Origin of the sequence: Achromobacter sp. LC458 (assembly GCF_001005835.2) — a bacterium.
Lineage (GTDB): Bacteria > Pseudomonadota > Gammaproteobacteria > Burkholderiales > Burkholderiaceae_B > Achromobacter > Achromobacter spanius_B.
The window spans coordinates 1-25,401 of record NZ_LBHW02000034.1; the positions used below are offsets into that span (position 1 = coordinate 1).

A 25,401-nucleotide genomic window follows, 5' to 3' on the forward strand; every position below is an offset into this window, starting at 1 on the left:
CGACAGCCGCCTGGGGCCGGTGTTCGAGTTCCTGGGCGCGGGGCGCTACGTGTGGCTGCCCTTCACGGCGCTTAAATGCCTGCGCCTGCTGGCCCCCGAGGGGCTGTGCGATCTGGTGTGGTCGCGCGCCGAGATCGAACTGGTGGGCGGCCGTACGCTGCAAGGCCTGGTGCCGGCCCGTTACCCGCCGGCGCCGGGCGCACGCATGATCGACCAGCCCGATCCCGTCAAGCTGGGGCGCGTGACGGAGTGGCGGCCGTTGTATGCCGACACCTACGCGGGCGTGGGCCAGAAGATGTGGCTGACCGACGCGGGCGAGTTCGCACTGCTGGACCTGCGCCGCGTGGAGTTCGCGTGATGGGCCATGCCGACGACACCGCCCGCTGGAAGCCGGCCGTGCACGGCTCGCAGAGCGCGCAAAGTGCGCCTGCCGAGCGTACGCGGCGCGCCATGCGGGATCGCCTGCAGCCGTCGTTGCTGGACCGCTTGATGGACAACGACCCCACGCGTCGCGAAGAACCTCGCGACAGCGCCATGCTCACGCATGAGCAGCTGCGCGCGGCGGTGTTGCGGGATCTGCGCTGGCTGCTCAATACCGTCAACTTGCAGACCTCGCAGGACTTGTCGGCGCATCGTCAGGTTGCCACATCGACCGTGAATTTCGGCGTGCGCGCGATGGCCGGCAAGCGTATGTCGGAGATCGACTGGATCGACGTCGAAGAGTCCATACGCGATGCGATATCCGCGTTTGAGCCGCGCATCCTGGATTCCTCGGTCGAGGTGCGCTGCGTAACGGACACGGGCACGCTCGAACATCACAATGTGCTCAGCCTGGAAATACGGGGCATGCTGTGGTGCGTGCCACACCCGCTTGAGTTCCTGTTCCGTACCGACATCGATCTGGAAAGCGGCCACATGGATCTGCGCGATCTGGGTGGGCTCTGATGGACGCGCGCTTGCTGGACTACTACAACCGCGAGCTCGTGTATCTGCGCGAGCTGGGGGCGGAATTCGCGCAGGCGCATCCCAAGGTCGCCGGGCGGCTGGGCATGAACGCGACGGAAGTGGCCGACCCTTACGTCGAGCGCCTGCTGGAAGGCTTCAGCTTTCTGACGGCGCGCATCCAGATGAAGATGGACGCGGAGTTTCCGCGCTTCTCGCAGCGCTTGCTGGAAGTGGTGTACCCGAACTATCTGGCGCCCACGCCGTCGATGGCGATCGTGCAGTTTGCACCCAGCATGAACGAGGGCACCTTGGCCGGTGGCTTCGAATTGCCGCGCGGCACGCTGCTGCGCGGCCGTGTACCGCGTGGCGAGCAGACGCCGTGCGAATTCACGACCGGGCACGCCGTGCGCTTGTGGCCGCTGCAAGTCACTCACGCCGACTTCACCGCGGCTCCGCAAGACTTGCCGTTGGCGCGGCTGGGCCTTGCCGGCCGCGCCGCGCGCGTGTTGAGCGCATTGCGCATACGGATCGAAATCGGCGGCGGGCAGCGGCTGGAAGACCTGGACCTGGACCAACTGGTGTTCCATCTGCACGGGCAGGATTTGCAGATGCAGCGCCTGCTGGAAGTGCTGATGGGGCACACGGTGGCATTGCTGGGCCACGACACGGCCCGGCCGGTGGCGTGGATCAACAAGCTGCCGGCAGGCGCGGTGCGGCATGAAGGTTTTGCCGACGACCAGGCGCTGCTGCCGGGCGATGCGCGCGTATTCCAGGGCTATCGCTTGCTACAGGAGTACTTTGCCTTTGCGCAGCGCTATCTGTTCTTCAGCGTGAATGGCTTGAAGGCGGGATTGAAAACGGGGCCGAGGTCCGCATCGGATGCGGGCGCCGGCGGCGCGCTGCCGTCGTCATCCACCCCACGCGAGACCCGCGCATTCGATCTGACCTTCCTGTTCTCGGTGGCCGCCCCGGAACTGGAAGGCGCGATCTCCGCCGCCAATCTTGCGCTGCATTGCGCGCCCGTCATCAACCTGTTTCCCAAGCGCGCCGATCGAGTGGCGATCACGCCGCGCACGTCGGAATATCACGTGGTGGTGGATCGCAGCCGCCCGCTGGACTATGAAGTGTTCGGCGTGACGCGGGTCACCGGGCACGCGTCGGCGCAGCAACAAGAGCAGGAGTTCCGTCCGTTCTACGGGTCCTTGGGCAGCGATCCGGACGACTACGGCGCGTACTACTCCGTGCGCCGCGAGCCCCGGCTGATCTCGGACACCGCGCAGCGCAACGGCACGCGCACCGGTTACACCGGCAGTGAAGTGTTCCTGTCGCTGGTGGACCGCCAGGAAGCGCCGTTCTCCGGCCAGCTGCGCCATGTGTCGCTGGAAACGCTATGCACCAATCGGGACCTGGCGATGCTGCTGCCGCTGGGCACCGACACCGACATGACGCTGCGCGTGTCGGCGCCCGTGCGCGCGGTGAAGGTGCTGCACGGCCCCACGCGCCCCTGTGCGGCGCTGGCCGAGAACGCCGCCACCTGGCACCTGATCAGCCACTTGGGGCTGAACTACCTGAGCCTGACGGACCTGGACACCGAGCAGGGTGCGCAAACGCTGCGCGAGATGCTGCACGTGTACGGCAACCTGGCCGATCCGGTGGTGCGCAAGCACATCTCCGGGCTGCGGCACGTCAGCGCCAAGCCCGTGTATCACCGCTTGCCGGTGCCGGGTCCCATCGTCCATGGGCGCGGCGTGCGCATCGCGCTGCAAGTGGACGAGGCGGCCTTCTCCGGCATCAGCCCGTATTTGTTTGGCGCCGTGCTTGAACAGTTTTTCGCGCGCCATGTGTCGATCAACATGATGTCGGAGCTGGTCCTGTCGACCCTGCAGCGCGGCGAAGTCGCCCGCTTCAAGCCCCGCATGGGACGCCGGCCCGCGGTCTAGGCAGGCACCCCCACGAACCGGAGCGCATGATGAAATCCGCCGCAAGCTTGAACCGAATTGCCTATGACCCGGTGCATTTGCTGGGTGAGGTGCTGCATGTCGAAGCCGACGGCCGCTACGCCGTCGCGTGCGATGGCCGCACCTGGCTGGCGCGTCGCGCCGCCAGTTGCCTGCTGGCACCCCAGCCGGGTGATGAGGTGCTGATCAGCGGGCCGGACCCGTCGCGCGTGTATCTCATCGCGGTCACCGTGCAGGCGGTATCCGCCGGCACGGTGTTGGAGACCCAGGGTGATCTGGTGCTGCGCTCGCAGGGCGGCAACGTGCGCGTGGAAAGCGCGGGCGACGTGACCTTGCAAGGCCGGGACGCCGTCCACATCCGCACGCCCGAATATTCCGTGGACGCCGACGAAGAACGTCATGCCGCAAAACGCATTCGCATGGTGGCCGAACACCTGCACGCCACGATCGGTGAGACGCGGCTGGTCGGGCGCAACTACGAAGCGGTGCTGGACCGCATGACGCTCATGGCGCGCGTGTCCATGCGCAGCGTCAGTGACGTGGACCAGGTGCGTGCGGGCTCCATCGATTTCCAGGCCGAGCAAAGCGCGCGGCTGCATGCGTCATACACGCTGGTAACCGGCGCCGACCTGGTCAAGGTTGACGCCAAGCAGATTCACATGGGGTGACGGGATGGACGTCACGCATCCCGTCGCCGACGCGCAGTGGTGGCGTGCCCTGGAGCGCGAGCCCTACGCGCACGATCTGTTCCACGCCCTGCGCTGGATCGATGCGCATTGCGGCGCGCGCAAGCCGCTGGGGCGCGATACCGTGGCGCGTTACGAGCCCGTGCGCTTGCGGCAAGAGCCGTCGATGGCGTTCGCACCGTCCACGGTGGCGCGCGTGCGGCCGGCGCAGAACGGCCGGCCGGCTGAAGTTTCCATCTATGGCTTCGGCCTGTTTGGCCCCAACGGCCCCTTGCCGCTGCACCTGACGGAGCATGCGCACGAACGCATGGCGCACTACAGCGACCGCACGCTGGCAGCCTTTGCCGATGTGTTCCATCACCGCCTGATCCTGTTGTTCTACCGCGCCTGGGCAGATGCGCAAAGCACGGTCAGCCTGGACCGCAAGGACGCGCGCTTCACGCGCTATGTGGCCAGCCTGTTGCATATGGGCGAGCCGTCGATGCAGCGGCGCGATGCCGTGCTGGATCATGCCAAGTACTTCATGGCGGGGCACCTGGTGCGCCAGACCCGCAACCCCGAAGGGCTCAAGCACATCCTGCAAGCGTTCTTCGGCCTGCCGGTGCGCATCCGCGAATTCGTGCCGCAATGGATACGCCTGGAGCCCGAGCAGCGGCTTGGGCTGGGCAGCCCGATGGGCTTGGGGCGCGACTCGGTGCTGGGCGTGGCGGTGCGCGATGCCCAGCACAAGTTCCGCATCGAGGTCGGTCCGTTGACGTTCGACGATTACCAGAGCTTCCTGCCGGGCGGCTTGCGCGCGCGGCAGCTGACGCATTGGGTCAGGCATTACATCGGCGTGGAACTGGCGTGGGACGTGCGCCCGGTGTTGCGCGCCGATGAGGCCGGCGGCGTGCGCCTGGGCGCGCAGCGGCCGCTGGGCCTGTCGGCGTGGCTGGGAAGGCGCCGGCCCGCGCAGGGCGACGCCGACGATTTGCTGCTGGACTATGAACGCCGCGAACAGACGCCGGCACGTGGCCGCTTGCAGGCCCAACCTTCCAGGACACCGCGCGCTTGATCGCGCCATGACGCCATGTCGGATATCGGTCGCATCGAACTGTTCGGAAAGCTTAATCCGCTGCTCTACCAGGCGCTGGAAGGCGCAACGGCGTTCTGCAAGCTGCGCGGCAATCCTTACGTGGAACTGGTGCATTGGGTGCATCAGATTCTGCACGCGCAGGATAGCGATGTGCACCGTATTGCGCGCGCGTTCGAACTGGACCTGGGGCAGTTGCAGGCCGACCTGACGGCAGAGCTTGATCGGCTGCCGGCCGGCGCCGGATCGGTGTCCGATCTGTCGGAACACATTGATCACGCCGTGGAACGCGCGTGGGTGCTGGGCTCGCTGCGTTATGGCGCCGCGCGCATTCGCAGCGGCCATCTGTTGGCGGGCCTGGTCCGGACGTACGCGCTGCGTCATGTGCTACTGGGCATGTCGCCGCAGTTTGCGCGCATCGTGCCCGACAAGCTGCTTGAGCAGATGGACGAGATGGTGCAGGGGTCGCCGGAAGGCGTCAGTGCGACGACCGCCGCCGGCGACGACGCGCAGGCGCCGCGCAAGGACCTGGCCGCGTTGGAGCGGTTTGCCGTTGACCTCACCGCCAAGGCTCGCGCGGGCGAGATCGACCCGGTGTCGGGGCGCGACGAAGAAATCCGCCAGATCGTCGATGTGCTGATGCGTCGGCGGCAGAACAATCCACTGCTGACGGGCGAGGCCGGCGTGGGCAAGACCGCCGTCGTGGAAGGTCTGGCACTGCGACTGGCCACGGGCGATGTACCGCCGCCCCTGCGCGACGTGTCTTTGTATCTGCTGGACATCGGGCTGCTGCAAGCCGGCGCGGGCGTAAAGGGCGAATTCGAGCAACGCCTGCGCAGCGTGATCGATCAGGTCCAGGCAAGCGACCGGCCCATCGTGCTGTTCATCGATGAGATCCACACGCTGGTGGGCGCGGGCGGCGCGGCGGGCACGGGGGACGCGGCCAACCTGCTCAAGCCCGCGTTGGCGCGCGGTCAGCTGCGCACCATCGGGGCGACCACGTGGTCGGAATACAAGAAGCACATTGAAAAGGACCCCGCGCTGACCCGCCGTTTTCAGGTGGTTCAAGTGCACGAGCCGGACGAGGCGCGCGCGTTTGACATGCTGCGCGGCCTGGCCGAAACCTTGCAGGCGCATCACGGCGTACTGCTGCTGGACGAGGCCATCACGGCGGCGGTGAGCTTGTCGCATCGCTACATTCCCGCGCGCCAATTGCCCGACAAGGCGGTGGCGTTGCTGGACACCGCGTGCGCGCGCGTGGCGATCAGTCAGCACGCCGTGCCTCCCGCGCTGGAGGATGCACGCCGACGCATCCAGGCGCTGGAAACGGCGCTGCGCATTGCCCGGCATGAAACACATCTTGGCGCGGGCGACGCGCAGCGCGTTGAACGCCTGGAGGCCGAACGGGCGCAAGCCGCGCAGGCGCAAGCCCAGCTGGCCGCCAGCTGGGAGGCCGAACGCGAGCTGGCCGCAAAGGTGCTCTCGCTGCGCGAAACCTTGAGCGCGCCGGCAACGGCGGGCGTTGAGCACGCGTCGACACGGCAGGCGCTTGCGGGCGCCGCACAGGCACTGGCGGGCGGCCAGGGCGAGGCGCCGATGATACACACCGCCGTAGACGCGGCGGCTGTGGCGGCCGTGGTGGCCGACTGGACCGGCATCCCCGTGGGCCGCATGGTGCGCGACGAGGCACACGCCGTACTGGCGCTGGCGGACACGCTGGAAAAGCGCGTGATCGGCCAGCGCGAGGCCCTGGAAGCCGTGGCGCGCCGTATCCAGACATCACGGGCCGGTCTGACCGACCCGGCCAAGCCGGTGGGCGTGTTCCTGCTTTGTGGGCCCAGCGGGGTCGGCAAGACCGAAACCGCGCTGGCCCTGGCCGAAGCGCTGTATGGCGGCGAACAGAACCTGATCACCATCAACATGAGCGAATTCCAGGAGTCGCACACCGTCTCCACCCTCAAGGGCGCGCCGCCGGGTTACGTGGGCTATGGCGAAGGCGGCGTGTTGACCGAAGCCGTGCGCAGGCGGCCGTATTGCGTGGTGCTGCTGGACGAGGTCGAGAAGGCGCACCCCGACGTGCACGAGATTTTCTTCCAGGTCTTTGACAAGGGCTGGATGGAAGACGGCGAGGGCCGCTACATCGACTTTCGCAATGCGGTCATCATCCTGACGTCCAACGTCGGCACCGAGCGCATTGCCACGCTGTGCCGCGATCCCGCGTTGATGCCGGATGCCGAAGGGCTGGCGGCGGCGCTGCGCGAACCTCTGTTGCAGGCATTTCCGGCGGCGCTGTTGGGACGGCTGGTGGCGGTGCCCTATCTGCCGCTGTCGGACGACATGCTGGCGCGCATCGTGGCGTTGCAGTTTGACCGAGTACGCCGCCGTTTGCAGGAACACCACGACGTAGCGCTGGAGGTCACGCGGGAAGCAACGGCGCTGGCCGTGACGCGCTGCACGCAAGTCGAGTCAGGCGCGCGCATGGTTGACGCCATTCTTACCAACACGGTCCTGCCGCAAATCAGCCGCGAACTGCTGGGCGCGTCCATGCAGGGCCGCAAGCTGCAACGCGTGCGCCTGTCGGCCAATGGCGGGGAATTTCGCTATGACTATGACTACGCGTGAATCGCTAGCGGTCGGTGTCGTCCGGCACTTTCTTCACGGACGCGGGCCGCATGAAGCTGCCGATTTCCCGCAAGTGGTCGGCGGCGGCGCGGCTATCCGTGGCATCGCGCGGACCGCGCAGGGCGTCGTCGACGGGATGGCGCCGATGGTCGGCCAGCGGGTCGTGGGCGGGCAGCGTGGACGGCGTGCCGTCGGCGAAGACGCTGGGCGAGCCCTCATGGGCTGCGTCGAACAACGCCAGGGGGTCGGTGACCGGGCGCGAGACGGACGCGTCGCCGCGTGGCAGGTGGCGCAGCGGGTCGTCGGGGTTGCGCGCGGCGGCGGAATCCAGATCGAAAGGGTGGGTGGATACGTCTGGGGCGCTGCCCACGGGCAAGGTGCCGGGGCCGATCAGGTCGCTGAAGACGTCTTCGATGACCGGGGCGGCGGCCGGCTGGGCTTGGGCATCGGTTGCGGCGGACGCGGCCGAATCTGCTCGCAGGCGGTAGGTGCCTATTTCCAGTTCGTCGCCCGGCACCAAGGGCAGTTCCTGATCGCATTGAACGCGCTGCCCATTGATGCGCACGGTGCTCATGCTGCTCAAGTTCATCAGAAAGCCGGTGGTGTCCCCGTCGCGGACGCGCAGTACTGCCTGCACTCGGCAGATGTCGCCCGTGGGGTCGGGCAGGGCCAGCTGATTCTCGGGGCTGCGGCCCATTGTGCCGCCGGGCGCCCGGAATTCGGTCTGGATGGGAGCGAAAGCCGGGTCGCCGGCATGTTGGAACACCGTGAGCTTCATGCCTTTCTCCTTGGCGTCGGCGGCGCGTCAGCGGGCCTGGGCTGCCTTGGCCGACTTGAAAACCGGGCCCCATTGGGGATGCCCTGCTTCGTTGGGCGCAAGGTCGAACGAGGGCTGCAATTGCAGGATGCGAGTGAAGCTGTCCTCGCAAAGCTGGTGGTAGCCGATGACGCAGTAGCTGAAGGCTTGCAGCTTCAAGGCCTCGACGCGCACGGGCACCGGCGCGGTGGCCAGGGCGTCGGACGTGGCCACGGTGCGCGCGACGTCACCGAAACGGCTGGCGGCGTATTCGTTGCGCACCTGCTGCAAGGCGTCGGCGGCTTGCGGGGACGGCGAGGAACTACAGGCCGCGAGCACCGCAAGAATGGCAATCGGGCTAAGACGAACGGGCTGTTTCATGGCGCGGGCGTGTCGATGCACAAGGAAAGTGGCTCGGTTGTTCAGCCGATGATAGCGGCCCGGCGCGTGGCGGTTGCGTCGTGGCGTAACAGACGTGTGTGTTTTATTTCCGAGGACTTATGAACCGGTTTTCTTACGAGACAAGCTTGCCCACGGGGCGTCCCCGGGGGCGTTGGCCGCGCGTCGCGGCATGTCTGGCGGCGGGGGCGCTGATCGTCGGATGTTCATCCACCGCCAAGCGCGTGCCCGCGCCTTACGCCATCGAACTGCGCGCGGACCCGAAGGTAAACGCCAGCGCCAGTGGCAGGCCCTCGCCGGTGCAGGTGACCATCTATGAATTGAAGTCGGCCAGCACCTTCCAGGCCAGCGACTTTTTCACTTTGCAGGCCGATGCGCGCGCGGCGCTGGGCACCGAGCTGCTCAACACCGAACAGGTCATCTTGCGGCCGGGGGATACGAAGGTGCTGCATTACCCCGGCAACGCGGACGCGCGCGTGGTGGGCGTGGTGGCCGCGTACCGGGATCTTGAGCAGAGCAAATGGCGTTTGCTGGTGTCGCTGCCCGAACCGCAGAACACGAACATCTACAAGGTATGGCAGTTTTCACCGAATGAGGAGACGGTGAAAGTGGCCGTGACGCGCGCTGGCCTGGAAGAGGTGGACCGCAGCCGTTCGTGGTGGCCTTTCTAGCAGCACAAATCAAACGATAACAAGAGAACCTGAGCATGGTGAGCAGAGACAAAGTGATCTGGTCGGAGGGCATGTTCCTGCGGCCGCAGCATTTCCAGCAGCTGGAGCGTCATGTGCTGCACGCGGCGACGCAGCGTGCGGTGGCGGCGCAAGGGTTCTTCTGGGGGTTTTCGCATCTGTCGGTGGACCGCGAAGCACTCGCGATCGGCAAGCTGGTGTTGACTGACGCGTCAGGCGTCATGCCCGACGGCACCCCGTTCGACTTTGCCGGTCCGGCCGCCGCACCCGCCGCGCTGGAGGTGCCGGCGCGGGCGCGCGACGCGCGCGTCATGTTGGCGATTCCCCGTATACGTCCCGGCGCGACCGATGTTGTCTACGAAGGCGAAGAAGACACCCTGGCCCGCTATCTCGTGCACGAGGCCGATGTGCACGACACCGGCTCGGTGGCGCTGGAGCCCGCCCTGCTGCAACTGGGCCGCCTTCGACTGCGGCTGATGCTGGAAGACGAGCTCACCGACGATTGGCTGGGCCTGGGCGTTGCGCGCGTGGTGGAGCGCCGGCCCGACAACCGCATCGTGCTGGACGACGGCTACGTGGCGCCGTGGCTGGCGGCCGGCGAACACCCTGTGCTGCGCGGGTGGATCAACGAACTGTATGGCCTGCTGGGTGCGCGTAGCGAAGCCCTGGCCGCGCGGCTGTCGCAGCCCGGTCGTGGCGGCGTGTCCGAGGTCTCCGACTTCATGCTGCTGGAAACCGTCAACCGCTACGTCGGGGCGCTTTGGCATGCCCGCCAGAGCGCCGGCCAGCATCCCGAGCGGCTGTTCCACGACTGGTTGATGCTGGCCTGCGATCTGGCCACCTTCACGTCCACGACACGGCGTCCAGAGGTGTTGCCCGAGTACGTGCATGACGATCTGCAAAACACGTTCGCGCCGCTGATGCACGAGTTGCGCCGGTCGCTGTCGGCAGTGCTTGAGCAGCGCGCGTTGCAGATCCCGCTGCAAGACCGGGGCCAGGGCGTACGCGTGGCGCAGATTGCAGACGCCGAGCTGCTGCAAACCGCCGGCTTCGTGCTGGCGGTGCATGCGGACATGGGCACGGACACCGTGCGCGCGCGCTTTCCCGCGCAGGTCAAGATCGGCCCGGTCGAACGCATCCGCGATCTGGTGCACCTGCAACTGCCGGGCGTTGCGGTACGCGCACTGCCGGTGGCGCCGCGCCAGATTCCCTACAGCGCGGGGCATGTGTATTTCGAGCTGGATAAAAGCGGGGAGTTCTGGAAGCAGCTGGAGCGCACCGGCGCGCTGGCCTTGCATTTGGCGGGTGACTTCCCCGGCCTGACGATGGAGTTCTGGGCGTTGCGGGATTGAACGCGGAGACAGCTATGCATGCATCGGACCACACCCTGTCCGCCCCGCCGGGAAGCCTGGGCGACACGCCCGGCCAGGCCTCCAGCCGGCTGCGGCCTCATGACTACGTCATCAGCGGCGCCAACCCGCTGGTGGCGGCGGCCAACCCCTTGTTGGACTTGATCCCGCAAATCCGCGCCACCGCGTCGCACCCGTCGCCCGCGATGCTGCGCGAGCACTTGCTGGACGAGATCCGTCAGTTTGAGTTGCGCGCACAGCAGGCGGGCATTCCCAACGAAACGATCCTGGGCGCGCGCTACTGCCTGTGCACCGCGCTGGACGAAGCCGCCGCGTTGACCCCGTGGGGCGGGGGCGGTGTGTGGTCGGCCCACAGTCTGCTGGTGACCTTTCACAACGAGACCTGGGGCGGCGAGAAATTCTTCCAGCTGCTGGCCAAGCTATCGCAAAACCCGGCGCAACACCTGGACCTGCTTGAACTGCTGTATTACTGCCTGCTGCTGGGCTTTGAAGGCCGCTACCGCGTGATGGACAACGGCCGTTCGCAACTGGAAACGCTGCGCCAGCGCTTGCTGCGCATCCTGCGGGGGGCACGTGGGGAGTACGCGCTTGCGCTGTCGCCCCATTGGCGCGATGAGCCCGCGCAAACGCCGCTGCGGCGGTTGCCCGTGCCGCTGTGGGTCTTCGGCGCCTTGGCTGCCGTGCTGGCGCTGGCTTTGTATTGGGGGCTGGGATGGCGGTTGGGCAGCCAGTCGGACGGCGTGTTTGCGTCCATCAGCCAGCTCAAGCCGCCTGTCGTGCAGATCGCCCCGGCGGTGGTGAAGCGGCCCGCGCCCGCGCCGCGCCTGGCGGTGTTCCTGGCGCCCGAAATCCGCGACCAGCTGGTCAGCGTGCGCGACGAGGTGGACCGCAGCGTGGTGGTGTTGCGCGGAGACGGCGTGTTCGAGTCCGGTGCCAGTTCCGTTCGCGATCAGTACCTGCCCGTGCTGTCGCGCGTGGCGGACGCGTTGCGCGAGACGCAGGGCAGCATTCTTGTGCGCGGGTACTCCGACAACATACCGATGCGCAGCGCGCGCTTTCCGTCCAACTGGCATCTGTCGCAGGCCCGCGCGGACGCCGTCAAGGACATGCTGGAACAACGCCTGGGGCAATCGGCTTCGGCGCGCGTCCGGGCGGAAGGGCGTGGGGATGCGGACCCGGTCGCACCCAACGATACGGCGGCAGGCCGCGCGCTGAACCGCCGCGTGGAAATCACGGTGCTGGTGCCGCCCACCCCGCATGAGGGCGATGCACAAGGAGGCAAAGAATGATCTACCGATTGTTCGGATGGTTCTTCAGCCGGCGCGTGTGGAATTTCCTGGGCCTGGTGGCGCTGGCGCTGCTGATCTGGATTGCGGGGCCGCTGATCGCGGTGGGTGCCGTGCGGCCGCTGGAAAGCCAGACGGTGCGCATCATCGTCATCGTGGCGATGTTTGCCATATGGCTGCTGCGCTGGGTGTGGCGCAAGTGGCGGGAAGGGCGCTTGAACGCGCAGTTACTCGGCCAGTTGCGTCCCCGGCCGCGCGCCGAAAAGGCCGTGCAAGACGTTGCCGAGAACGACGAGATCCGCCAGCTGGAAGCGCGGTTTGATGAAGCCGTCGAACTGCTGCGCAAGACGCGCTTTGAGAATCGCGGCAAGCGCCGTCCGCTGGATCGATTCTCGAAACAGTATCTGTACCAGCTGCCCTGGTACGTCATCATCGGCGCGCCGGGGGCGGGCAAGACGACGGCGCTGGTGAACTCGGGCTTGAACTTCCCGTTGGCCGAGCGCTACGGCAAGGTCGCCTTGCGCGGGGTGGGCGGCACGCGCAATTGCGATTGGTGGTTTACCGACGACGCGGTGCTGCTGGATACGGCGGGGCGCTACACCACCCACGAAAGCGACCCCACGGGCGACGAGGAAGAGTGGCGCGGCTTTCTTCGCCTGCTGACCAAGTACCGTGGCCGGCAGCCGATCAACGGCGCCATGTTGACGGTCAGTGTCGAAGACCTGTTGTCGGCATCCGATGCGCAGCGTGCGCAGCACGCGGCGGTGCTGCGGCGCCGCTTGCAGGAACTACGCGAGCAGCTGGGCATCGCGTTTCCTGTCTACGTGCTGGTGACAAAGACAGATCTGTTGTCCGGCTTCGAAGAGTACTTTGCGTCGTTCAGCCGCGATGAGCTGGCGCAGGTGTGGGGCTTTACCTTGCCCTACGCGCGCACGCAGGAGCCTGACTTCGATTTGTACGACGCCTTCCATGCCGAGTACGCGCTGCTGCAACGGCGGCTGGATGACGCCTTGCCGGAAGTGGTGGCCGCCGAGGAAGACCCTGCGCGGCGCGCACTGGCCTACATGCTGCCGCAGCAATTTGCCGGGCTGCAAAACATCCTGGGCCATTTCCTTAGCGACGTGTTCGCCACGTCGAAGTTTGAAGCGCGCGTCATCCCGCGCGGCGTGTACTTCACCAGCGGCACGCAAGGGGGCGAAACCTTCGACCAGGTGACCGGCCATCTGAAGCGCTACCTGCGCATCGATGGTGCGCCCTCGCCCGCGCCCAGCGTGCCGGGCGAGGGCGAGGGCCGCAGCTACTTCCTGAAAAACCTGCTGCGCGACGTCATCTTTCGGGAAGCGGGCCTGGCAGGCCGTAACCTGCGTTGGGAACGCCGCTATCGGCAATTGCACTGGGCCGGTTACGGGCTGGTCACGGCGATGTTCGTGGCGCTGATTGCCGGCTGGGCATTGAGCTATCGCAACAACTCGGCCTATGTGGATGAAGTGGCGCGGCGCGTGCCGGCCGTGGAAAAGCTGACGCGCGACATCAAGATCACGCGCACGGGCGACCTGCTGGGCTTGATGCCGTTTCTGGACAGCCTTTGGTATCTGCCGCGCCACGAACGCTTTGAGATCGACTCGCCGCCACTGGCGTTCCGCTTCGGGCTTTATCAGGGCTTCAAGCTGCAAGCGGCCGCGCAGGGCGTGTATGACAACACGCTGGATCAGGTGCTGTTGCCGCAGGTGGCGCGGCGCGTGGAGGCCGCGTTGCGGGATGCGTCGGCAAGCGACCTGGAGTATTCGTACGAGGCGTTGCGCGCCTATCTGATGTTGTACGAGGCCGACCGCTATGACGCCGAATTCATGCATGCGTGGCTGTTGTCGGATATGCAATCGACGTTGCCCGACGGGTACACGCGCCGCCAGTACGAACAGTTGTCGCTGCATTTGCGCCACCTGACACAGGGTCACGTGCTGGCATCGCCTTTTCCGAAGGACGAGGCGCTGGTGGCGCAGGCGCGCGAGAAGCTGGCGCGCTATACGCTGGCGCAACGCGCCTACAGCCGCTTGCGCCGCACGCTTGCCAATACCGATATCGCGCCCGAGAACACCGCCGTGACCTTGGGCGGGGCACAGGCCAGCGCGGTGTTCGTGCGCAAGAGCGGCAAGCCGTTAAGCCAGGGCATCCCGTCGCTGTACAGCTATCGTGGCTATTGGGACGTGTTCAACAAACGCGTGTCCAGCGTGGCCGAGGTGCTGCGGTCGGACGATGCGTGGATCTTGAACATTCCGGCCCCCGGCATGTTGGACCAAGCGGCGCAGCGCCAATTGGTGGCGGGCATCAAGCGCCTGTACATGAATGATTATGTGGCGCAGTGGGATGGCTATCTGAACGACTTGCAGCTGGCGCCCAGCAAGTCGTTGCTGCAAAACATCCAGATGGCGCGTACCTTGTCCGCGCCGGAATCACCGCTGGTGCAGTTGGTGCGCGGGGTCGCGCGCGAGACTTCCTTGCTGCGCGATTCGGCCAAGGACGAGCGGTCGCTGGTGGACCAGGCGCGCGATCGTGTCGGCAGCACGCGCGAGGCGCTGGAGCAGATGTTCGGCCCGACGGGGCCGGGTGCCGCCGCGCGCGCGGATGCGTCGGATGAAAAGCTGGAGCGCATCGTTGACCAGTACTTCGAGCCGTGGCGCCGGCTGGCGCAGAACGAAGGCGGGGCGGCAGGCGCCGCGCCGCCCATTGCCGCCACCACGGGGTTGATCAATGAGCTTTACACCTATCTGACGGCGGCGGACGCGGCACTGCGTAGCGGCAGCCCGACCCCGAGTTCCGATTCGGTGACCAAGCTGCGCGCCGAAGCCGGACGCCTGCCCGGCCCGTTGCGTGACGTGCTCAACGCCTTGTCGGTGAACGCGTCAGGCGAGGTGTCGGACGTGGCCCGCGCGCGCATGGGCGAGACGGTGTCGGCCACGATCGGCGTGTTCTGCGGGCAATCGGTGGCGGGCCGTTATCCGTTCTCCAGCCGCTCCACGCGTGACGTTGCCCCCAACGACATGGCCAGGTTATTCGGGCCGAACGGCATGATGGACGACTTTTTTCAGAAGAACCTGGCGACGCAGATCGACGTGTCCGGGCCGCGCTGGCGCTTCAAGCCCGGTGTCGATGGCCGCTCGGGGGGCAGCTCGGCCACGCTGGACGCGTTCCAGCGCGCGGGCGTCATCCGCGATGTGTACTTCATGGCGGGCAACCCCATGCCGTCGTATCGCGTGGCGATCCGGCCGGTAGAGATGGACGCGGGCATCACGCAGTTTGTGATGGACGTGGATGGCCAATCGGTGCGCTACGCGCATGGCCCGCAGGTGGCGACCACGGTGCAATGGCCCGGGCCGCGTGGCAGCAACCAGGTGCGTATCGAATTGACGCCGCAAGTCGGCGCGGCAGGCCTGACGACATCGGGCCCATGGGCGCTGAATCGCATGCTGGACCGCGCGCAATTGCAACGCGGCTCCTCGCCGGAGATCACGTTGGCCACGTTCGACCTGGGCGGTCGCAAGGTGGTGTTGGAGATCACGGCCAGCAGCGTCAAAAGCCCTTTTCATCTAGCCGAGATGCAGGGTTTCGCCTGCCCCGGCGCGTCGTGACCAGGACATCGACATGGAGCTTGGAGTGGAGAACGGGCAGGTGGGCTGGTACGGAAAGATCCCGGCCGCGGGCGACTTCGTGCATCGGCGTCTGCCGCGTGAACTGATTGCGTGGTGGGACCACTGGTTGCAGTTCGGGCTGGTGGCGTTGAAGCAGGCGCCGGACGCGGCCGCGGCGCGCAGTTTTGCTTCGGCGCCCATCTGGAACTTTGCCATTCCGGCAGGGCCCGGCGCCGGCGTGGCGCAGCTGGGTTGCATCACCCCCAGCCGCGACCGCGTGGGGCGCGGGTATCCGCTGTGTGTCGTCGCGGCGCTGCCGCCCGCGCAATATCACAGCAGCATGCTGGATGGCGCCGGCGACTACTACCGTCAAGTGGGCTCCAGCATGTTGGCCGCCGTACGCCATGGCTGCGCGCCCGAACAGTTTGACCGCAGCCTTCAGCAAGTGCGCATGCCCGCTGCCGCGCCCGGCCCTGCCGCGCCGCGAGGGGGCAACGACATCATGGACATCTTGCGGGCGGGGCTGGACGCGGAATCCGCGCCCTTGGCGCGCCGTGCGTTGAATGCGTGGCCCGATCTGCCGTTTTGCTTCAACCCCAGTTCGCACACGAGCTATTGGTGGACCAACCAGGCGGACGGCGCGGCGTTGCAAACCTATGTGCATGGCGGCGCGCTGAACGCCACGTTGTTCGCCAGGCTGTTCTCGTCCCTGCCCACGTGGCGGCCATGAGTCTGATCGACCCCGGAGGACCGCGTATGACGACCGCTTCCATCACGCCACCGAGCCCGGGCACGGCTGGCATACCTGCCGCGCCTTGCCACCCGCGCCTGGCCGACCTGATGCGCTTGCCGCCAGGTCGCAAGCGCCAAGACGAGATCACGCGCATCGTCGCGGGGCTGGCTGCGTCGCTGGCGCCGTTGCACGCGGCGGGTCGGGTGCATGGCGGTATCCATCCGGGGGCGGTTGCGTTTGATGGGGGCGGGCCGTGGGACCCGATCGTCGGCAGGGCCGCAACGGGCGCGGCCACGTTGACGCCGCCGCCCGTAGCACCGGCGCCCGACGCCGAGGACGCGCCCCGGCATGCCGGTTATGCGGCGTTCGAGCAATACACGGATGATCCGGCGTATGCCTGTGGGCCGTGGACCGATGTGTACGGACTGGCGGCGCTGGCTTACTTTCTGGCAACCGGCAGCGCGCCACCAAGTGCGCTGGCGCGTCGCGTCCGCGATGACTGCTTGCCGCTGGAGGAATGGGGCGCTAACGAGTACGACAGGGCGTTTTGCGACGCGGTGGATAGCGGTTTGGCGATGACGATGCACGCAAGACCGCAAACGGCGCAAGCGTTCGCGGCAGCGATAGGAACGCCGCCGCTGCGTACGTCGCCGATATTGCCCGCGGCCTTGCCGACGGTGGCTACGCCTGCTGAGGTCAAGACGCCGCCGACCGCAGCATCGCCGCCCGCAGCGCGGACGGCACGCGAACTTCCGCGTGAACGCGCGCGCGTCTTGCCTTGGATCTTGGCGTGCGCCTTACTGCTGGCGGGCAGCGGGTACGCCTGGGTTCGCATGACGTCTACGCCTGTTGAACTGGCCGGTACGCCCGAAGCGTCGGCACGTACCCCCCAGGCGTCGCCTGCCGTGACAGCCTCCGCTCCCGCCCCTGCCCACGCGCCGACCCCGGATAGGGCGCCGGCGCCGCGGCAACCTCTGGCGACGGCGCCTGAACCGCCACAGGCTTCTCAGTCCACGCGCGCGACCCAGGCGTCGCAGGGGTCTTCGCCTGTTCCTGCAACTCAGCCATCGCAGGCTTCTCAGCCCACGCCTGCAACGCCGTCGGCTCGTGTTGAAGCGGCCTCCAGCGGCGGCGCGCCTGCGCCGGTGTCTGATGGCAGTGCGAGCAATATCGACGCCGCTTCCGCTTCCGCATCCGCACCCGCACCCGCACCCGCACCCGCACCCGCACCCGCATCCGCATCCGCATCCGCATCCGCATCCGCACCCGCACCCGCACCCGCACCCGCACCCGCATCCGCAGCCGCGCCCGTCTCAACCGCGCCACCCAAGGCCGCGCCTGTTTCGGTGCGTGTTGCCGTGCGTCCGTGGGGAGAAGTCTTGATCAACGGCCGTTCACGCGGGGTCAGCCCGCCCTTGCGGGAACTGTCTTTGACGCCAGGACGCTACCAGGTGACCGTGCGAAATGCGACGGCGGGCGAGCATCGGATGACCTTGACGGTTGCCGCCGACAAACCGGCCGCGATCTCGCACGAGTTCAAGTGATACGCAAAAGTTGCGTGCGACGGAAATCGCGCCGGCGGATGACAAGCGGCTTGGCGACGCGACGCCTGCCGCCGCCCCGGCGCGCCTTCAAGGTAGCGTGGACTCGCCCTTGAGCAGATCGTCCAGCGTCTCGCGTTGGCGCACCACGTGGTAGTGGTCGCCATCGACCATGACTTCGGCCGCGCGGGCGCGTGTGTTGTAGTTGCTGGCCATGGTCATGCTGTAGGCGCCCGCGGATTCCACCGCCAGCACGTCGCCTTGCTGGATGGCCAGTGCGCGCCCCTTGGCCAGCCAGTCCGCGCTTTCGCATACTGGTCCGACGATGTCGTATTCCACCTGATCACCGGCGCGCGGGCGTAGCGGCTGCACGCCGTGATAGGCCTCGTAAAGCGCGGGACGCAGCAGATCGTTCATGGCGGCATCGACGATCGCGAAATTGCGCGCCGGCGAATGCTTCAGATATTGCACCGTGGTCAGCAGCATGCCGGCATTGCCCACCAGCGAACGGCCGGGCTCCAGCACCAGATGCAGATGCCCGTGGCCGCGCGCGTTCAGCCGTTCAAATACCCGGTCCAGCAACGCCTTGGGCGAAGGCGGCGTCTCGTCCGTATAGCGGATGCCCAGCCCACCGCCCAAATCCAGATGGGCGATGCGGATGCCTTCGCGTTCCAGCGCATCGATCAGGTCCAGCAGCTTTTCCAGCGCATCGAAATAGGGGCTGATATCGGTCAACTGCGAGCCGATATGGCAGTCCACGCCCACGATCTCCAGGCCCGGCAGCTCCCGCGCGACGCGATAAACGTCCAGCGCCGATTCAATGGCGATGCCGAACTTGTTCTCTTTCAGGCCGGTGGAGATATAGGGATGCGTTTGCGCGTCCACATCGGGGTTCACGCGCAGTGACACCGGCGCGCGCAAGCCCATGTCCTGCGCCACTTCGGACAGGCGGCGCAATTCGTCTTCCGATTCGACGTTAAAGCATTTCACCCCGGCGACCAGCGCGTCGCGCATTTCCCAGGCTTGCTTGCCCACGCCGGAAAACACGATCTTGGAGGGCTCGGCGCCCACCGCCAGCGCGCGCTTGAGCTCGCCGCCAGAGACGATGTCAAAGCCCGCGCCCAACCGCACGAATTCCTTGAGGACCGCCAGGTTGGAGTTTGCCTTCATCCCGTAGCAGACCAGCACGGGCAGCGGCCCGATGGCGCTGCGATAGGTTTCCCAAGCGGCCTTGAGCGCCGCGCGAGAGTACACGTACAGCGGGGTGCCTAGCCCATGCGCCAGATGGTCCAGCGGCACATCCTCGGCGTACAGTACGTTATTGCGGTACTGGAAATAGGGATGGCCGGTCAGCTCCGGCGGCAGGGGAAAGGCTGTCGTCATGGGATCGAAGGAGGGGGAGGGATCTGCGGCGCGGGCTGCGAACGCGACGGCGGCTTGCCGTCAGGCGTCGGCATGTATAAAGGCCCCTTGTAGCCGCATGCCGCCACCATGCCGGAGGCCACAAGCGTGGCTACAATGCGAAGAGCCATGCGGCTGAATGCCAATTGGAACACTGGGAACTCCGTAATTCTTGCAGGCTCGATTATGACCGAAACCGAATTTCTTGCGTTGATCGACCAGGTGCTGGACAGCATCGAAAGCCAGGCCGACGACTGGGCGGCTTCGCTCGACGTCGACGTGGAAACCACCCGCAGCGGCAATGTCCTGACCATGGTTTTCGAAGATAACACCCATGTCGTCGTCAACAGCCAGGCCGCCATGCAGGAACTGTGGGTAGCCGCCCGCAGTGGCGGCTTCCACTACCGCTACGACGGCCACCATTGGAACGACACCCGTGGCGGCCCGCAACTGCCGGACGCCCTGTCGCAAATCTGCTCGGCCGCGGCCGGCGTGCCGGTTACGCTGAAACTATAAAGCCGTCGTACTCGCAAAGTAACAAGGACTGATAAGGCCGGCCGTCATGGGCCGGCCCTTCAGATGCAACGAAGCCCCGGGTTTTACACCCCGGGGCTTTTCTTTATTTTCGCTTGGGGTTCGGTCAATGTGGGTCAGAACTTGAAGACTTCTTCCAGGTCCACCGATTCTTCCACCGATTCCAGCTTCACGCTTTGTTCGATGTGCTCCAGGTGATGCAGCGTCAATTCCTCGGCGCGCTGGGCGTCGCGCGCCGCGATGGCTTCGGTTATCAGCTCGTGTTCGTCGTCGCGGCAGCTGGTGGCGGTGGGCAGGTTGTACAGGAAGATGACCAGGCAGGTCAGCGTGGACAGCTCGCGCATCGTGCGCGCCAGTTCGCCGTTGCCCGCCAGCTCGCTCAAAAGAATATGAAATTCGCCGGCCAGCCGGATGATGGCGCGCTTGTCGTCGCGCTTGCGGGCATCGTGTTCCAACAGCACGTGTTCGCGCAGGCGCGCCAGCTTCTCGGCGGTCAGGTTCTGCGTCAGGCGGCGCACGACGGCGGGCTCGATCAGCCTGCGCGCCTCGAAGACGTCGCGCGCTTTTTCGATGGACGGCTTGGCGACGTAGGCGCCACGCTGGGGGAAAAGTTCGACGATCTGTTCGTGGGCCAGGCGCGCAAGAACCTCACGGATGCGCGGCCGGCTGACTTCAAAGATTTCGGCCAGGCGCTCTTCGACCAGCTTGGTGCCGGGCTTGAGGCGGTTGTCCAGGATGGCGCGGTAGATGCGCTCGTAGATGCCGGTGACCGAGTTTTCGCGTTTGTCTGATGCCATGGGCTCGTTCTTGGTTTGCGCGTAGGAAGCCGGGGCGGGATCGCCGCCACGGGTAATGAGCGGTCTGTTGCCGCTTGTAGGTTTGCTTATAGGCTGCACGTTGGCCGCAACTTGGCGGATGAACGTGAAGATACCCGATCATCCGTCGGCATTGGGCAAGGTCCAGAAGTCAGCGTCAAAAATAATGTTAACAATTCGACCTTGAAATGTATATTTCAGGGTAATCACTAGCGTAATCATTTTTGTATTCGGCCTAGAATCCGCTCACAACATGCCCATTCCGCCACGCTTTCGCGGCAGGGAAAGGGCGGATCAGACGGGCTGACGCATATGACGAAGCAAGGTTTTGATCTGGTGCTGCGCGACGCGGTGCTGGCAACGGCCGGCGATACCTGTCGCGCGGATCTGGGGATCGTGGACGGCCGCATTGTGCAGATCGGCCGCGGCTTGGCGGCGGGCATGTGTGAAATCGACGTGGCCGGACGCGTGGTCACGCCGGGCGGCATCGACGCCCATTGCCACCTGGACCAGCCGATGGCGCCGCCCGTGAAGTTGGCGGATGACTTTTTCACGGGTACGCGCTCGGCCGCCTGCGGGGGCACGACCACCGTGATCCCCTTCGCGGCGCAGCGCAAGGGCGCCACGGTGCAGGCCGCCATCGACGATTACCACCAGCGCGCCGACGGCCGAGCCTGCGTGGACTACGCCTTTCACCTGATCCTGACCGACCCCACGCCCACCGTGCTGGCCGACGAGCTGCCGCGCCTGATAGCGGCCGGCTACACCTCGTTCAAGTTGTATATGACGTATGACGCGCTGAAGTTGTCCGACGCCCAGATCCTGGACGTGCTGGACGTGGCGCGCGTGCATGGCGGCATGGCGATGATTCATGCCGAAAACTCCGATTGCATCGCCTGGCTGACGCGCCGCCTGGAGGCCTCTGGCCGCACCGCGCCGCGCTTTCATGCCGTTTCGCGGCCGATGCTGGTGGAGCGCGAAGGCGCCCATCGCGCCATCGCGCTGTCCGAACTTATCGACGTTCCCATCTTGCTGGTGCACATCTCGGGCGGCGAAGCGGTCACGCAAATCCGCGAGGCGCGCGCCAAGGGCTTGAATGTCTATGCCGAAACCTGCCCGCAATACCTTTTTCTGACCGCTGCGGATCTAGGCACGGACGACAGCTATTTCGGCGCGCGCTGCGTGTGCAGCCCACCGCCGCGCGACAAGTCCAGCCAGGAGCAGATCTGGCAGGGGCTGGCGGACGGCCTTTTCACGGTGTTTTCGTCCGACCACTCGCCCTTCAACCTGACCGGCGAGGACGGCAAGACGCCCGGCGGCAAAGAGGTGGCGTTCCGTCATATTCCGAACGGCATTCCCGGCATCGAAACGCGCATGCCGCTGCTGTATTCGGAAGGGGTGTTGGGCGGCCGCATCAGCGTGAATCGCTTCGTGGAGCTGACCGCAACCCAGCCGGCGCGCGCCTATGGCCTGTACCCGCGAAAGGGCACGCTGGCCATCGGCAGCGATGCCGACCTGGTGATCTGGGAAGAGCGCGAGTTCACGCTCACCAATGAACATCTGCACCACGCGGTGGACTACACGCCGTACGCGGGCACGACGCTGCGGGCGTGGCCCGCGATGACGTTGTTGCGCGGACAAGTCGTTTGGGATGGCGAGCGCTTTACGGGCACGCCGGGCCAAGGAAAGTTTTTGCCGCGCGGGCTGCCCAGCCTGGCGCCGCCCAGCGCCCGCCAGGGCTCGCGGCCAGACTGGCGCTAACGCAGCGCGCCACATGGATATCCGCCCTTCATTTCAGAGGAAATAACGTTGAAGACTACCCTGATCAAGAACGCCGACGTTGTGGTTGCCTGGGACGCCTCGCGTCAGCAGCACGTCTACATGAAGAACGCCGACGTGGCCTTTGAGGACGGCCGTATCACGCACGTCGGGGCGGGGGCGCAGGCGGCCACGCCGGATGCGGAAATCGTCAGCGGCAACGGCATGATGGTGATGCCGGGCCTGGTGGACATCCACAGCCATCTGGTGCATGAGCCCATCAACAAGGGCTACACGGACGAAACCGGGTCACCGGGCCTGTACAACTCGAATCTGTACGAGTACATGCCCACCATGGAAGGCGACGACGAGGCCGCGCCCGCGCAGCTGACGCTGGCCGCCGCCGAACTGCTGATGTCAGGCGTGACGACCGTGGTGGACATGTCGGTGGCACACGAGCACTGGATCGACATCATGGTGCAAAGCGGCCTGCGGGCGTATATCGCGCCCATGTTCCGCTCGGCGCGCTGGTACACGCGCAACGGCCATGTGGTGGAGTACGACTGGAACGAGAAGGCCGGCGAGGCGGGCATGGAGCGCGCGCTGGCGTTGATCGACAAGGCCGAGGCGCACGCGTGCGGCCGCCTCACAGGCATGCTGGTGCCCGCGCAGATCGACACCTGCACGCCCGAATTGCTGAAGGCCAGCCATCAAGAGGCAAAGCGTCGCGGCATCGGCTGGCAGACTCATGCCGCGCAGTCGCTGCCGGAATTTCACGAAATCACGCGTCGCCATGGCCTCACACCGGTCCAGTGGCTGCATAGCCTGGGCGTGTTGGACCCGGGCAGCATTGTCGGCCACGGCATCTTCGTGGACGACCACCCGAATACGCACTGGGGTACGGCGACCGACCTGTCCATCCTGTCCGAGACGGGCGCCAGCGTGGCGCACTGCCCCACGGTCTTCATGCGCCGGGGCATGGCGCTGCGCGACTTTGGGCGTTATCGCCGCGCGGGCATCAACCTGGGCATCGGCACGGATACCTATCCGCACAACATGATCGAGGAAATGCGCCACGTGGGCTATCTGGCTCGCTTGATGGCGCAAACGCCGCGCGCGGTCACCACCGGCGAAGTGTTCCACGCCGCGACGGTCGGTGGCGCGAAGGCGCTGGGCCGCGAAGACCTGGGCCGCATCGCGGTGGGCGCGCGCGCCGACCTGGTGATGGTGGACATGACGCATTACCTGATGCGCCCGTCGCGCGATCCGGTACGCAGCCTGGTTTACGCCGCTGCGGACCGCGCTGTGCACACCGTGTATATCGACGGCCGCCGCGTGCTGCACGAGGGACAGGTGCATACGCTGGATTACCGCAAGGCCGCCGAGCAGGTAGACGAGGCCCAGCGTCGCGCCGAGGCGCTGGTGCCTTCGCGCGACCTGGTGGCCGGCCGCAGCGCGCAACAGATGTCGCCGCTGTCATTCGACGTCGTGTGACCTGATCGACACTCCATCCGAAGGGCCGGCACAGGCCCAGTTCGTCCATAACACTACAAGGGAATGACATGGCTTATCTGAATGCTGAAAGACTTGAAGCCCGCTATGGCCTGGGCCGCGTTGGCGCGGCAGTGGCTTGCGCCGCTGCCCTGGCCTGGGCGCCCGCGCAGGCGGAAACGCTGACTGTGGTGATGGCCAGCAAGCTGACGGTGCTGGACCCTGTGCTGACGGCGTCGCACCAGACGCGCAACCACGCCTACATGATCTACGACACGCTGCTGGCGACAGACGCGAACAACAAGGTCCAGCCACAGATGGCGGACAAGTGGGAGATCTCGCCGGACGGCAAGACCTACACCTTCACGTTGCGCGACGGGTTGAAATGGCACGATGGCACCGCCGTGAAGGCCGAGGATTGCGTGGCGTCGATCCAGCGCTGGGCGCAGTCGGACAAGACCGGTCGCCAGCTCATGCCGCTGGTTGCCTCGATGGACGTCATCGATGACAAGACTTTCAAGATCGTGCTGACGGCCCCTGCCGACGTGCTGTCGGCACTGGGCAAGCCCAGCGGCCTGCCCAGCTTCATGATGCCCAAGCGGGTCGCGCAAACGCCGGTGGCACAGGCCATCAGCGATTACACCGGATCCGGTCCCTTCAAGTTCGTGCAGAAGGAATTCCAGCCGGGCGTGAAGACGGTCTACGAAAAAAACACCGACTACGTGCCGCGCAAGGAAGCGCCTAGCTGGACGGCGGGCGGCAAGGTGGTCAACGTGGATCGCGTGGAATGGGTGGCGATGGCCGACCCGATGACGACTGTGAATGCCCTGCTGGGCGGCGAGGTCGATTACATCGAGACCGTGCCTTTCGACCTGGTGCCGATGGTGAAAGGTTCACCGGACCTGACGCTGCGTGTGTTGGACAAGATGGGCTACCAGCCCATGTACCGCTTCAACCAACTTAATGCGCCGTTCGACAACAAGCTGGTGCGCCAGGCGGCCATGTATGCGGTCGGCCAGGGTGACATCCTGAAGGCGCAAGTGGGCGACCCGGAATTCTTCAAGACTTGCGGCGCGGTGTTCGGCTGCGGCCTGCCGTATTCCAGCGATACGCGCGCCGACATGATCGTGCCGTCCAACATCGAGAAGGCGAAGGCGTTGCTGAAGGAGGCCAAGTACGACGGCGCGCCTGTCGTGATCCTGCATGCCACCGACATTGCCATGGCGTCCGCCATTCCCGTGGTGATGGCGCAGCAGCTGCGCCAGGCCGGCTTCAACGTGCAATTGCAGGCCATGGATTTCATGACCATGCTGTCGCGCCGCGCCAACCGCGACGTGCCCGCCAAGGGCGGCTGGAGCATTTTCGTGACCACGTGGCACGTCAGCGAAATCATGGACCCGCTGCGCAACTATGGCGTGTCCGCCAACGGCGAGAAGGCCTGGTTCGGCTGGCCGACCGTGCCTAAGGTCGAAGCGCTGCGTGACCAGTTCCTGGTGGCGGCGACGGAACCGGAACGCAAGCAGATCGCCGACCAATTGCAGGACGTGATGCTGGATGAAGGCGTGGCCGTCACACTGGGCCAGATCGAGACCGCCGCCGCTTACAGCAAGAAGCTGTCCGGCGTGTTGGAATCGCCCGCGCCGGTGTTCTGGAACATCAAGAAAGCCAGCCGGTAAGCC

The 25,401-nt window shown here is 66.2% G+C and carries 21 protein-coding genes; 16 read left to right on the forward strand and 5 right to left on the reverse strand.

The annotated features are described in order from the left end of the window. The 6 genes from YH64_RS22845 to tssH all read left to right on the forward strand — a co-directional run. Positions 1-358 (forward strand): type VI secretion system accessory protein TagJ (locus YH64_RS22845; protein ID WP_304503187.1); only part of this gene is annotated, 358 nt, incomplete at its 5' end. A 92-nt stretch (positions 359-450) separates the two neighbouring features. After that, entirely contained in the window at positions 451-945 is a 495-nt protein-coding gene (gene tssE, locus YH64_RS22850; protein WP_120157674.1) for a type VI secretion system baseplate subunit TssE, read from the forward strand. Beyond that, positions 945-2,885 carry a type VI secretion system baseplate subunit TssF gene (gene tssF / locus YH64_RS22855; RefSeq protein ID WP_046802891.1) on the forward strand — a complete coding sequence of 647 codons (1,941 nt, stop codon included), beginning with the start codon at positions 945-947 and terminating at the stop codon, positions 2,883-2,885. Before tssE ends, tssF begins: the two co-directional genes overlap by 1 nt. A 29-nt stretch (positions 2,886-2,914) precedes the next feature. Beyond that, a complete protein-coding gene (locus YH64_RS22860) occupies positions 2,915-3,571 on the forward strand; it encodes a DUF3540 domain-containing protein (RefSeq protein WP_046802892.1) in 657 nt (218 codons plus the stop codon). A 4-nt stretch (positions 3,572-3,575) separates the two neighbouring features. After that, a complete protein-coding gene (gene tssG / locus YH64_RS22865) occupies positions 3,576-4,643 on the forward strand; it encodes a type VI secretion system baseplate subunit TssG (protein WP_046802893.1) in 1,068 nt (355 codons plus the stop codon). A gap of 15 nt (positions 4,644-4,658) precedes the next feature. After that, positions 4,659-7,283 carry a type VI secretion system ATPase TssH gene (tssH, locus tag YH64_RS22870; protein ID WP_046802894.1) on the forward strand — a complete coding sequence of 875 codons (2,625 nt, stop codon included), beginning with the start codon at positions 4,659-4,661 and terminating at the stop codon, positions 7,281-7,283. A 4-nt stretch (positions 7,284-7,287) separates the two neighbouring features. Here tssH and YH64_RS22875 read toward each other — a convergent pair whose 3' ends face one another. Both YH64_RS22875 and YH64_RS22880 read right to left on the reverse strand, forming a co-directional pair. Continuing rightward, entirely contained in the window at positions 7,288-8,061 is a 774-nt protein-coding gene (locus YH64_RS22875) for an FHA domain-containing protein (RefSeq protein ID WP_046802895.1), read from the reverse strand. A 27-nt stretch (positions 8,062-8,088) separates the two neighbouring features. Continuing rightward, positions 8,089-8,460, reverse strand: a complete 372-nt coding sequence (locus YH64_RS22880; RefSeq protein WP_046802896.1) for a TssQ family T6SS-associated lipoprotein — start codon at positions 8,458-8,460, stop codon at positions 8,089-8,091. Positions 8,461-8,579: 119 nt separating this feature from the next. Here YH64_RS22880 and tssJ point away from each other — a divergent pair, with 119 nt between their 5' ends. From tssJ to YH64_RS30260, 6 genes are read left to right on the forward strand one after another with little or no spacing between them, the layout of a single operon-like run. After that, complete coding sequence (tssJ, locus tag YH64_RS22885; protein ID WP_046802897.1) at positions 8,580-9,149, forward strand: type VI secretion system lipoprotein TssJ; 570 nt, start codon at positions 8,580-8,582, stop codon at positions 9,147-9,149. A 35-nt stretch (positions 9,150-9,184) separates the two neighbouring features. Further along, positions 9,185-10,519, forward strand: a complete 1,335-nt coding sequence (tssK, locus tag YH64_RS22890; protein WP_046802898.1) for a type VI secretion system baseplate subunit TssK — start codon at positions 9,185-9,187, stop codon at positions 10,517-10,519. Positions 10,520-10,533: 14 nt separating this feature from the next. Next, complete coding sequence (locus YH64_RS22895; protein ID WP_046802899.1) at positions 10,534-11,826, forward strand: DotU family type VI secretion system protein; 1,293 nt, start codon at positions 10,534-10,536, stop codon at positions 11,824-11,826. After that, positions 11,823-15,449 carry a type VI secretion system membrane subunit TssM gene (gene tssM, locus YH64_RS22900; protein WP_046802900.1) on the forward strand — a complete coding sequence of 1,209 codons (3,627 nt, stop codon included), beginning with the start codon at positions 11,823-11,825 and terminating at the stop codon, positions 15,447-15,449. Before YH64_RS22895 ends, tssM begins: the two co-directional genes overlap by 4 nt. A gap of 13 nt (positions 15,450-15,462) precedes the next feature. Beyond that, complete coding sequence (gene tagF, locus YH64_RS22905; RefSeq protein ID WP_046802901.1) at positions 15,463-16,179, forward strand: type VI secretion system-associated protein TagF; 717 nt, start codon at positions 15,463-15,465, stop codon at positions 16,177-16,179. Positions 16,180-16,205: 26 nt separating this feature from the next. Beyond that, entirely contained in the window at positions 16,206-17,726 is a 1,521-nt protein-coding gene (locus YH64_RS30260) for a hypothetical protein (RefSeq protein ID WP_185975417.1), read from the forward strand. An 87-nt stretch (positions 17,727-17,813) separates the two neighbouring features. Here YH64_RS30260 and lysA read toward each other — a convergent pair whose 3' ends face one another. Continuing rightward, positions 17,814-19,106, reverse strand: a complete 1,293-nt coding sequence (gene lysA / locus YH64_RS22915) for a diaminopimelate decarboxylase (protein WP_046802903.1) — start codon at positions 19,104-19,106, stop codon at positions 17,814-17,816. Beyond that, complete coding sequence (locus YH64_RS30850) at positions 19,103-19,360, reverse strand: lipoprotein (RefSeq protein ID WP_332609465.1); 258 nt, start codon at positions 19,358-19,360, stop codon at positions 19,103-19,105. The genes lysA and YH64_RS30850 overlap by 4 nt, the downstream gene beginning before the upstream one ends. Here YH64_RS30850 and cyaY point away from each other — a divergent pair. Next, positions 19,311-19,640, forward strand: coding sequence for an iron donor protein CyaY (gene cyaY, locus YH64_RS22925; protein ID WP_046802904.1), 330 nt, complete (start codon positions 19,311-19,313; stop codon positions 19,638-19,640). The genes YH64_RS30850 and cyaY overlap by 50 nt on opposite strands. 134 nt (positions 19,641-19,774) lie before the next feature. Here cyaY and YH64_RS22930 read toward each other — a convergent pair whose 3' ends face one another. Further along, entirely contained in the window at positions 19,775-20,455 is a 681-nt protein-coding gene (locus YH64_RS22930; RefSeq protein ID WP_046802905.1) for a GntR family transcriptional regulator, read from the reverse strand. Between the two features lie 330 nt (positions 20,456-20,785). Between YH64_RS22930 and hydA the strand changes: the two genes are divergently transcribed. From hydA to YH64_RS22945, 3 genes are all read left to right on the forward strand, one after another. Next, positions 20,786-22,234 (forward strand): dihydropyrimidinase, encoded by a 1,449-nt coding sequence (gene hydA, locus YH64_RS22935; protein ID WP_046802906.1) that lies wholly within the window; start codon positions 20,786-20,788, stop codon positions 22,232-22,234. 48 nt (positions 22,235-22,282) lie between these two features. After that, on the forward strand, positions 22,283-23,725 hold the full coding sequence (locus YH64_RS22940) for an amidohydrolase family protein (RefSeq protein ID WP_046802907.1): 1,443 nt from the start codon (positions 22,283-22,285) through the stop codon (positions 23,723-23,725). Positions 23,726-23,793: 68 nt separating this feature from the next. Beyond that, positions 23,794-25,398 (forward strand): ABC transporter substrate-binding protein, encoded by a 1,605-nt coding sequence (locus tag YH64_RS22945; RefSeq protein ID WP_104142491.1) that lies wholly within the window; start codon positions 23,794-23,796, stop codon positions 25,396-25,398. Positions 25,399-25,401: the final 3 nt, after the last annotated feature.